This is a genomic window from Clostridium sp. UBA6640, from assembly GCF_002455975.1.
Classification (GTDB): domain Bacteria; phylum Bacillota; class Clostridia; order Clostridiales; family Clostridiaceae; genus Clostridium_J.
On record NZ_DKLM01000092.1, the window covers coordinates 1 to 11308 of the forward strand.

Annotated in this window: 10 protein-coding genes; 3 read left to right on the forward strand and 7 right to left on the reverse strand. The window is 28.0% G+C overall.

What is annotated here, in order from left to right; all coding sequences use genetic code 11:
• Positions 1-95: 95 nt before the first annotated feature.
• The 3 genes from B2W91_RS10385 to B2W91_RS10395 form a co-directional block, all read right to left on the reverse strand.
• Positions 96-707, reverse strand: coding sequence for a methyltransferase domain-containing protein (locus B2W91_RS10385; protein WP_291580569.1), 612 nt, complete (start codon positions 705-707; stop codon positions 96-98).
• Positions 708-968: 261 nt separating this feature from the next.
• On the reverse strand, positions 969-1490 hold the full coding sequence (locus B2W91_RS10390; RefSeq protein WP_291580570.1) for a GNAT family N-acetyltransferase: 522 nt from the start codon (positions 1488-1490) through the stop codon (positions 969-971).
• Between the two features lie 79 nt (positions 1491-1569).
• Positions 1570-2064 carry a hypothetical protein gene (locus B2W91_RS10395; protein ID WP_291580572.1) on the reverse strand — a complete coding sequence of 165 codons (495 nt, stop codon included), beginning with the start codon at positions 2062-2064 and terminating at the stop codon, positions 1570-1572.
• Between the two features lie 361 nt (positions 2065-2425).
• Between B2W91_RS10395 and B2W91_RS10400 the strand changes: the two genes are divergently transcribed.
• The 3 genes from B2W91_RS10400 (at position 2426) to B2W91_RS10410 (ending at position 7069) form a co-directional block, all read left to right on the forward strand.
• Positions 2426-3421 (forward strand): helix-turn-helix domain-containing protein, encoded by a 996-nt coding sequence (locus B2W91_RS10400; protein ID WP_414633118.1) that lies wholly within the window; start codon positions 2426-2428, stop codon positions 3419-3421.
• A gap of 176 nt (positions 3422-3597) precedes the next feature.
• Positions 3598-5343: an ABC transporter ATP-binding protein gene (locus B2W91_RS10405; RefSeq protein WP_291580574.1), complete on the forward strand. Its 1746-nt coding sequence runs from the start codon at positions 3598-3600 to the stop codon at positions 5341-5343.
• Position 5344: 1 nt separating this feature from the next.
• On the forward strand, positions 5345-7069 hold the full coding sequence (locus B2W91_RS10410) for an ABC transporter ATP-binding protein (protein WP_291580575.1): 1725 nt from the start codon (positions 5345-5347) through the stop codon (positions 7067-7069).
• A 709-nt stretch (positions 7070-7778) separates the two neighbouring features.
• Here B2W91_RS10410 and B2W91_RS10415 read toward each other — a convergent pair.
• The 4 genes from B2W91_RS10415 to B2W91_RS10430 form a co-directional block, all read right to left on the reverse strand.
• The gene (locus tag B2W91_RS10415; protein ID WP_291580577.1) at positions 7779-8402 is read right to left on the reverse strand and encodes a VanZ family protein; all 624 of its coding nucleotides are present in this window, start codon (positions 8400-8402) and stop codon (positions 7779-7781) included.
• Between the two features lie 410 nt (positions 8403-8812).
• Positions 8813-9343, reverse strand: a complete 531-nt coding sequence (locus B2W91_RS10420; protein ID WP_291580578.1) for a hypothetical protein — start codon at positions 9341-9343, stop codon at positions 8813-8815.
• 305 nt (positions 9344-9648) lie between these two features.
• On the reverse strand, positions 9649-10455 hold the full coding sequence (locus tag B2W91_RS10425) for an aminoglycoside phosphotransferase family protein (protein ID WP_291580579.1): 807 nt from the start codon (positions 10453-10455) through the stop codon (positions 9649-9651).
• Between the two features lie 284 nt (positions 10456-10739).
• Positions 10740-11090 (reverse strand): hypothetical protein, encoded by a 351-nt coding sequence (locus tag B2W91_RS10430; protein ID WP_291580580.1) that lies wholly within the window; start codon positions 11088-11090, stop codon positions 10740-10742.
• Positions 11091-11308: the final 218 nt, after the last annotated feature.

The window sequence follows — 11308 nt, forward strand, 5'->3', positions numbered from 1 at the left end:
TGAATAATACGGCATTTAAATGATTTATTCGTTTTTATAATTAAGTCATTAAATACGAATGATGTGAAACAGCATATCTTCCTTATAGAAGTTTTTTATTCTTTTTTCTTTGCTACTACTGTATTAGACGCATGTAAGTGTTTAGCTACACCTGGATGTTCATCCTCAAAGACATGTGAAGTTGAACTAATAATTTGCCAATCTTGATACATTGATTCAAGTTCTCCTTCCTCAGCTAAGCCTTTGACAAATGGAGCAATATCATAAGATGCAGGAACTTTATTTGTAAATATATGAATAATATTTAAGCCTCCAATAGTTGTATTATTCTTGGCATCAATGATAAATTTTTTCCACTTCTCTTTTTCTACAAAATGTAAAGTCCCATGTGACATTATTAAATCATATCTTTTATTAAAATTATACTCAATCAAATCTTGAATCCACGCATTAACTTTTACCTTACGTTCTGATGCAATCTTTAATAACTTTTCTATACCAGCCTGTGACAAATCAAATGCGTCAACGTTTTTAAAACCATTTTCAGCTAAGAATAGTGGATTCTTTCCTTCTCCACACCCAACATCTAATATTGACCAATTCTTATTAAAGCTTTCCCACATAGTTTCAATTGTTCTATTCGGTTTAGTCCCAAATGTTGTTAGAGTATCATCTCTGTATGTTTTTTCCCAAAAAGGCTCATCCATTTTATAATCCTCCCACTTTTTACATATAACATAATTTTCTACTATCATGAATCGATTATAACATATTCTGTAAATACCGTACTATTCAACTTTCAAAGAACATTATTTATTTCGTCAAATAATCAAAACATGACGTAAAAATACCGTAGAATCCAATTATGAATAATACGGTGTTTAAAATATTTAAAATAATTATTCATTTTTTATTGTTTGGCGTTAAATAAAAATATTGTGTAAGAAACTTACTGTAGATTCTTCTTATTAGCGGAGGTTGATCCAATATATTTGTTGTTCTTTACCTTCATGGAAATTTTCGCCTGTTAATATACCACTGCAACTCATTACAGTCTGACTTGAAGCAATATTATCTTTATCACAGATAATCATTACTTTGGGAATTTTCATATCTTTTGCAATTTCTAAAACAAGTGATAATTGTTTCTTACCATAACCTTTTTTTCGCTCAGTTGGACGAATGCCATAACCTATTTGCCCTCCATGTTTCTCTAATTCATCAGTTAAAAAGTGACGGAGTTGAATAGTACCTATAATTTTATTATCAGATTTTCTTACAGAAAAGAATGTGCTGGCATGAACATTATTGCGAAGTTTATCTTTCTCAATTGAAAGAACAATTTCAAGCCATTCATCAAAATCATTATAACGAGCTAGGCCACAACTGCCATTGATATTAGTTTCCTCAAAGTCTAAATACTCTTGTTTGTATTCCAGAATTTTTTCTTCTAAAACCTTTGATGGTTTTACTAAAATTAATTCACTCAATTTAATACCTCCTAATATAAATAATCTGTAGTTCGCCTTATGATACTATCATGAGCTAGAATTTGTCTGCTTTAGATACTTATAGTATGGATATGAAATAAACCATTCCTCCAGCCAACAATGCTACTGCAGAGCCTATTATGGTTCCATAAATAGCGCCTCTTACATGATGCCAGGGACTTCTGTATTCCTTATCCATATCTTCTGTTCCAGGTATTCTGGCTTTTTTACTGTGACAAAAAATCCCTATATCCAAAACAAGCATATCATAAATATTTACTACAAAAAACAAAGTAAATACATGAAGATAAGCTTCTGAAAAACTTTTAGCTCCCGAAAAGTAAGCTACTGTAGCAAGAATAATCACGAATATGAAAACTGCAATTATCTTTACTGTTAAATGCTTTTTTTTCTTTTCTTGTATAATACCTTTATATTGTGGAAGCTCTTCCACCCTATTCCTGATTGCTGTAGGATACGACATAATATGTTTAATTGGTTCCTTATATTGTGATGGTAATATCATTAGCGTAAATACCACACACGCAACAATACATTCAACTACCAAAATCATTTTTTCCCTCCCAATATAAATTTCCTCCACCTTATTCACCTATTATAAGTAAATTATAACATATTCCCCCAATATCACATTATTCAGTTTTCGAAGGACACTTAATTCTCACTTTAATCAATGAATGAAGTAAAAAGAGTGATTATATTGAATAAGCATTAAAAAATAATTACAAAAAATTATTAAAATATGTAGATAAAGTCTATTAAAATGATAAAATGAATATATATTATTTAGTTGAGAACTTTTATCAAATGGTAAATTGATAGTTTAAGATAATTGAGAATTGAAAGTTAAAAAAGCTTTTATATAATAAATAAGGAAACCTTAACTCTCAATTTTCCACTATTAAAATGGGGGGATGGTTTTGGGAGTTGAAAGAGACATTATAGATAGATACTGCACATATATTGAGGAAGAGTTTAGCTGTAAAACCTCAGAAGAGATTTTAGGGAAAAAGTATATTATTGGTGAGCAATTTGGTATGGGCAATTTTTCAAGGATGAAGATAGAGAATGGATTGGAACTTTCAAGATTTTATATGTATAAAGTAGATATAGATTTTGATAATAGCAGCTCTAAAGATGATATTCTAGAAATAAGTTACTGCTATAGTGGAACTGGGGAGCTTATAACCTTTCCACATAAAAAAGAATATGCCTTTAAAAAAGGACAGACTTGTATCTATAAGGCGTTAAACGATGTAGATTATTTTAAATTTAAATATGATAACTGCAAAACTATATCCATTCATATGAATTTTAATACCATTAAAAATGTTATAAATCCAATATGGGAAGATAAAATTATAATAGATTGGCAGAATCATATAAATGAAATATTTAAAGGGGAAATATTGATAATTGAAAATGCTAGCCGTGATATGAAAAAAATAGCTGCGGAAATAGATAATATGTCAATAAACAATATGTTAGATTACATGAAGCTAAAGCTCAAGATTATGGAATTTTTAGCTACCTTTTTTGGTGAGAAGTGCAATAAAAAATCTTTAGGAGATTCAGCTAAAAAAGAAACAGAAATTATAATTGCCTCTAAAGAAATAATAAGTAAGAACCTTCAAAATACGCCATCTGTTAAGGAATTAGCTTGTAATTTAAATATAAGCGTATATAAATTGCAAGAAGAATTTAAAAAAATAACAGGATATACAGTTTATGAATATATAAAAAAGTTAAGAATTGAAAAAGGGAAAGGCTTATTAAAAAATACAGATATGTCAGTCTTAGAAATTGCAAATGAAGTAGGATATGAAAATCCAAGTAAGTTTGCCAGTGTATTTAAGCAGTATAATAAGATGACTCCATTAAAATATAGAAAATTAAATATGAATAAATAAGTTAGGTAAAATGCTTCAATTTAACAAAACTATTAGTCTTTGTTTTTTGGAGCATTTTTTATCTTTTGGAGTAGATAATGATAATCGTTATCATCTATAATAATCTCATAAGATGATAAGCAATCATAAATTAGTTAAATCGATTTAGCAAGTAAATATTTTAAAGGAGGATGATTATGAAAAAACAATCAAATTTAGGGTTTCTTTTAGATATATCTGGTAAAGAAAAATTTAAACTATATTTGTCTGCACTATTTAGCGTAATAAGTTCACTACTTTCTATAGTACCCTATATTCTTATGTATAATATAGTATTAGAGCTTTTTAAGAATACAGTGGATTATGAAAGAATTAAATCCATGGCTATAACTGTAGGTGTTATTGTAGTTATTAGGATGGCTGTGTTTTTACTATCGGGAGTATTTTCTCATATAGCAGCCTTTACCATACTTTATGAACTTAGAATGAAAGCTATAAATCATATGTCAAAGCTTAATATGGGATTTTTTACAGGCCATACTCTAGGAGAAGTTAAAAAAACCATAAATGAGGATATAGAAAAGTTAGAAAACTTTATAGCACATCAAATTCCAGATTTATCTTCAGCAGCTGTAACTCCTATTATAATTATAGGCTATCTTATATATTTGGATTGGAGACTAGCTTCGGTCTTATTTATTCCTATTATTTTAGGAATTATAAGCCAAATAGGTATGTTTAAGGCTATGAATGAAAGGATGGAGCATTATCATTATTTAATTCAAAAGCTTAACTCTACTATTATTCAATATATAAATGGAATGAATGTAATGAAAGCTTTCAATTTATCTGCAAAATCCTTTAAGAATTATAAGGATATCACAAAAGAATATGCAGATTACTGGGTTCAAATGACTAAGGAAAGTTCACCTGCCTATGCAGTATTTTTAGTTCTTATAGATTCAGGACTTTTATTTATGATTCCTATTGGAGGAATAATGTTTTTGAAAGGAAATATAAATGTATCTACCTATTTATTATTCTTAATATTAAGTTCGAATTTCCTTACTTCTTTTAAACAATTATTAGAATTTGGAGTATCATTTTCAATGCTTCTAGAAGGAGCTGGAAAGGTAAGAGATATTTTGGATCAGCCTATACAGGTAGAAGGCAGCAGGAATCTAAATGAAAAAATCAATGGAAAAATCCAGTTTAATAATGTCACATTTAAATATGATAAAGAGGAAGTTATAAAAAATCTATCATTAACTATAGAACCTAAAAGTGTAGTTGCTTTGGTAGGTCCTTCTGGTTCAGGAAAAACCACATTAGGCCAATTGGTAGGAAGGTTTTGGGACGTGGATAAGGGAAGTATTACTATAGACGGTATAGATTTAAAAGATATTAAAATGGAAGAACTTATGGATAAAGTATCCTTTGTATTCCAAGATGTATTTATGCTTCAAGATACCATATTAGAAAATATTAGAATGGGTTCTAATAAAACTATGGATCAGATTATTGAAGCTAGTAAAAAGGCACAAATCCATGATTTTATAATGAGTTTATCTGATGGGTATAATACATCCATTGGAGAAAATGGTATTAAGCTTAGCGGAGGAGAAAAGCAAAGAATTTCTATTGCTAGGGCAATATTAAAAGACAGTCCTATTGTAATTTTAGATGAAGTTACATCTTATTCAGATATAGAAAATGAAAGTAAAATACAAGAAGCTCTTAGAAATTTATTAAAGGGCAAAACTGCTATAATCATAGCTCATAGATTGTATACCATAAAGAATGCAGATAAAATTGTAGTTTTAGATGAAGGAAAAATTATAGAACAAGGAAAGCATAATTATCTTATGAATAAAAAAGGATTATATAGACATCTTTGGGATATGTATGATTATGAATTAGCAAAGGCAGCAGGGGGTGAGTAGTATGTTACAAGATATAAAGATATTGTTTGGGGATCACAGTAAAAAGCTTAGAAAACCTATAATTTTATTAACTATAGATACTTTATTTAATATGTTTTTTTATTCAATGTTGTATTTTGTACTTTTAGATTTAATTAACTCTCAGTTAAGTTTCTCTAAGATTAAAAATTATACTATTGTAATGGTAATAGCTTTTATAGCTAGAACTATAGTTAATATGATAGGATATACAGGAATACAGACTAGAGGGGCAAGGGGTATTGAAAGTATGCGTATATCCTTAGGAGATCATATCAGAAATATTAATTTAGGATTTTTTAATAAAAACAGTATAGGAAGTTTATCTAATATAATGACCAATGACTTACAAGATTTCGAAAAAATAATAACTCATAATACTAGTGATTTAATAAAAACAGTATTTCTTAGTAGTTATCTTCTTATAATAACATTTTTTATCGATACTCAGTTAGCTGTTATTCAATTAGCAATTGTGCTTGTAGCTATACCTATTATATTAGCAGGAGGGCGCAGGGTTGCTAAAGTAGGTAAGGAAAAGAAGATAGTGATGAATGAAGTTATATCAAGAATGGTTGAGTATCTTACGGGAATACAGGTGTTTAAATCTCATAACCTAGTGGGCGAGAAGTTTGAAAGATTGGAAAAATCATTTAGAGATTTAAAGAGAGAAAGTATAAGAACAGAGGTGTCAATTGTTCCTTTTGTACTTATATTTCAGATAATAGTAGACTTAAGTTTCCCTGTATTACTTATTATAGGTACAGCAAAATTTGGAGTAGGAAGCATTGGTAAAAAAGAGTTTTTAACATTTATTATAATAAATATGGCGCTTACAAATGTAATAAGAGTTTTTGCAGCTCAATACGGAACTTTTAGATACCTTAAGCTGGCAACAGAAAAACTAAAAGGAATTTATAATTATCCCGAGATGAGTTACAAATATGAAGAGACAAACTTTGAAAATTATGATATACAGTTTGATAATGTGAGCTTTGAATATGAAAAAGGAGAAAATACTATTAATAATCTAAGCTTTAATGCCAAGGAAGGAACTATGACAGCGTTAGTAGGACCTTCTGGATCGGGAAAAACTACAATAACAAGTCTTATAGCTAGATTTTGGGATGCAAGCAGTGGAACAATAAAAATAGGCGGACAGGATATAAGTAATATAAATCCAGATTCATTATTAAAGCATATAAGCATGGTATTTCAAGACGTATATCTTTTAAATGATACTATATACAATAATATAAAATTAGGAAATCCTAACGCCACAGAAAAAGATGTAATAGAAGCGGCAAGGATTGCAAATTGTCATGAATTTATAGAGAAACTAGAAGATAAATATGACACTATGGTAGGAGAAGGTGGGTCAACTTTATCAGGTGGAGAAAAACAAAGAATATCCATAGCAAGGGCAATATTAAAAGATGCACCTATAGTTCTTTTAGATGAGGCTACTGCTTCCTTAGACGCAGATAATGAATTTGAAATTAGAAAGGCAATAAAAAAACTTACAAAAAATAAAACTGTAATAGTAATAGCTCATAGATTAAATACTATAAAAGATGCAGATCAAATTATAGTATTAAATGAAGGTTGTATAGAGGAAAAAGGCAGTCATGAAAAATTATTAAAAAACAAAAAGAGATATTACAATATGTATAATGAAATGGAAAGGGCACAAAACTGGGCAATATAAAAAATTAAAGTTATAAAATAAAGAATAAATGAGGAAAAGAATTCTCCCTGTTTATTCTTTATTTCTTATTGTTTTCCTATACAAGGTGGCAAGTATCTGAAAAAATATTAGATTATGTACTAAAGCAATTAGAATTGTGTGGTGTCTATGTAAATTGGCCGTTTTTTAGTTGTTACATTAAATATAAATAATACGATACGAGGCTTCTATTTTAATTGAGAATTAATTAAGATTTTTTAATTCCTGTGAAGATACTTTTTCTATAAACTTTTTTAGATTTACTATTTTGCCCAAATTGTATTTTTCCCCTTCTTTCTCTATTTCCGCTACATCACCTGTATCTAATTATTGCTTCTAAAAACTCATCTGGGGTTATATTAGGATTTACCTGGCAGCATCCTCTAAGATAATAACAGGTGTAAAAAATATTTTCTTTTTCATAATCCCTCCTCCTTATCACCTTCATTTTAGTACTAATAACCATATGAGGAAATCGAAAGAGGTTAAATTTATCTTACATTTACCTTACGTCTATACCTTATACTTACCATAATGCCAACTCTAACTTTTGATTCAATAGTTGCGTCGCATTTTATTTGAAATATGACAAAAAAATACCGCATATTCCTTTCTGAACAATGCGATATTTTAATATGTTATTTATATTTTCTTTTTAAGTTACTTAACAAATTATAGTTTGTCTAATAAATTAAAATCCATAAAGTAATTTTGCAAATCCAATCTCATTAAATAAAAGAAAACGTCCCATAAACATTACAATTATATATATGATGGGTTCCCATTTACAGAAATCACATGATTTAGATTCACTTTTTATTACACAAACAAACATTTTATATATACCATATCCAATGAGTCCACCTATAGTATTCAATATTAAATCATCAATATCAGTACTTCTATTGTTTAATAATTGAGTGACTTCTATAAACATTGAAAATGAAAATCCTGATACGAAAATATGGATAAGTTTATCGTACTTTTTCCATAAAAAAGGAAGTAGAATACCAAAGGGAATAAAAAGTAATATGTTTTGTAAATATCCCACTATATCAATTTCATTAGAAAATGGCATAAAGTTTATCTTTTGCCTTATTTCAAAGCGATAAAGAAGTATATCATATAAAGTTCCTGTTCCTGTAAAATAAAATACAGAAATTATATAAATTGCAAAAGCAATAGTAATCCCACAATGAATTCTTGATGTTAACATACCCTTACGTTTATTCATATTATTGAATATCAAGAAAGTCACAATAAAAGGAACAAACCCTGTCAAAAATTCATATCCAATAAAAAGCAAGCTATCCATAGAATTTCCCTCCAAATTCTGATCTATCTGTATCTCTCATACAGATAATTTTTAACTAAGATTATCTTATTATCATAAACCAATTATAACATATTTCGTAAATACCTCATTATTCAATTTTTAAAGAACATACTTTACTTTTAGTTTGTCTTTTAATCGAATTGCGTCATTATATCTCTAATAGATAGTATTACGTTAGGTTGGTGGATAATATGATTATGATATGATCCCTCCAAACTTGAAAAGCAATTTATATAGTTTGTGTAATTCTTTTTTTCTAGCATATTTATTCTATGACGTAAAAAAATACCGCAAGCTCATTTCTGAATAATGCGATATTCTTATAAATTATTTATTTTTCATTTACTGTATTAAATAAAAGATTTATGCCATAACTTTATTTACTGATATTATTCCTTTAAACTCCATACTTTTATATCCGTTCTAGGTTTATTTTGAACAATAGCCAACTTTGTGACATATCCTCCAAATGCTTTGAAATTGTCATTTGCAACTAAAAAAGCCTTTTTAAGTTCTTGTGAGGATAGTTTTGCTGCTATAGTAGTATGTGGTACCCATTGATATAGGATATAGTTACTATTATTTTTAGCCTTTGGAACTATTTTAATTAAATTATTTACCATTTCACATGATTTTAAAAGAAATTGATTAACAACAGGTGCAAGAAATAAAACGCTTGGATTAAATAATCCTATAAATGCCCAATATACACAATTCTGTCTTATTTCTTCTTTATATATTTCTAGTGAATTAATAACCGTACTTATATCTTCACATTCAAAATCTGCAATTGTAATGTGTGGTGGAACTTTATTTGAAATTAAATAATCATTAACCCCATTATCAACAATCAAGTGCATCAATGATTTTATTTTATCATTTGTTTCATCATCAAAATAAAATACAACTGAATAATTCATTTAATACCTCACCTTTCACATTTTTTACTTACGCTATAGATAGATAATTATATTGCTTCATCTTTTTCTACCTACCGTGAATTAATTGTAGCATGTCTTGTAACCACCATAATAGTCAGTTTTCGAAAATCATTGTTCACACTTTTAACTTCAAACATTATTTCGCAAATTAATCAAAACGTGACGTAAAAACACCGTAAAATTCAATTATGAATAATACGGTGTTTAAAATAATTATTTGTTTTTTATTATTTGACGTTAAATATAAATATTGCAACGTAATATTATTCATTACTCGATAGCTTTTATGGTAAATTCTCTATTTCTCTAGTTATAAAATTTAATATATCTATTTTCTCGTTTTCTGGTATCCATTCAACGAGCCGGGCTGCTGCAACAGGTAATTCCCATCTTTTAATTTGCTCTATATCAACTTTTGAGATATTTATATACCTTTTTATATACTCTAAATAAAACTTTTTTCTGATAAAATTAATAATTTTTTTCTCAATGTATGATTTTTCAGGAATATCACCAAACTTAAACATTATTGAAGTCCTTGCAACATCAGCTAATGGATTTCCTTTGGTTGCTGTCATCCAATCAATTATTATTGGTTCATCTTTTGTAATTAGTATATTATCTGGATGTAAATCTCCATGGCATAACATATCGCCGTCTGGAAGCTCTTCAATATATTTATATAACTTTGTCTTTATATCATCAGATAATAAATTTACTCTTGATATATCCTCCATAAGTCTAACTTTATATTTAGGTAGTTCAAAATCAATCTTTTTCTGAATTGACTTATGTAATTCAGCTAACCTCTGTGCTTCCTTTTTTACTGTCCAAGGTTTAGATGCTATTATTTTCATCATAGCTGGCCCATTAATTCGTTCATAGATAATACCATTTCTATTGTCTATTTCTATAAATTCATAAACTTTAGGTGTTAACTTTATCTTTTTGCTAATTTCTAAGCTAATTTTATATTCATCTCTGACTTGCTTTTGTGGGATACCTGACCTAAAAAGCTTTAAAATTTTATCTTCTCCCCATTCAAAAATCTCAGCCGTTCTACCTTGTCCGATTAACTTTCCTTTTTCCAATTGTACTCCCCCTATTTATTTGCCCATATCATTTGTAATCTAATTGAGTACATATTAATTCTTAATTATCATTTTTTACCATTTCAACTCAAGCATTTCTAATTTTATCATTTAATAGAACTTAATTCTATAAATTTTATAGATAACATAGGATTTATATTTGAATGGTGAAATAAAAAGCACTGTAAAATCCATTTCTGAATAATACAGTGTTTCTAGGAATTATTTATTCCCTCACTTATATGTTAAACTTTAAGGTTATATTCATAAAACAATTCTATAACTTAATTTTGTGTGGTTTTTTCTTTATTACTTATAATCAAGTCTTTATATACAAGTACTATAATAGCAATAAAACTAATCATAGTAATACTCATGTATATAATTTTATTACCTACAATTCTCCCTATAAAAGGTATTACTATAAGAGAATAAATTATAATTAAAGGATAAGCTAATTTTCTAATCTTTCGTACTTCCATAAATGCAAACATGCTAGCTATAATTAGCAATATTGTGGATGCTGTCCCCAACGCTATTGGTATTTCTATTTTCATAAACATCATCACAAATTCGAGAATGCCAACAACAAATAATAATAATGCTAATCCCATCGACATTGATTTTAATTTCATAAATATCATCCCCCATAAAGTTCTATTAATTATATATGTGAAGATAATTTTTTTATGATTAAGTCAATTAGTAAGCTACTACCACTCACTTGGTTGAAGATGGGGCTTCTGCTAGTTACGTTAAATGATAATACATATTTTATTACATTTAGCTCTTTCAGTAAAAAGATTAAGAAATAAGTTTTCTATTCTAATTGAGAATTAATTAAGATTTTTTA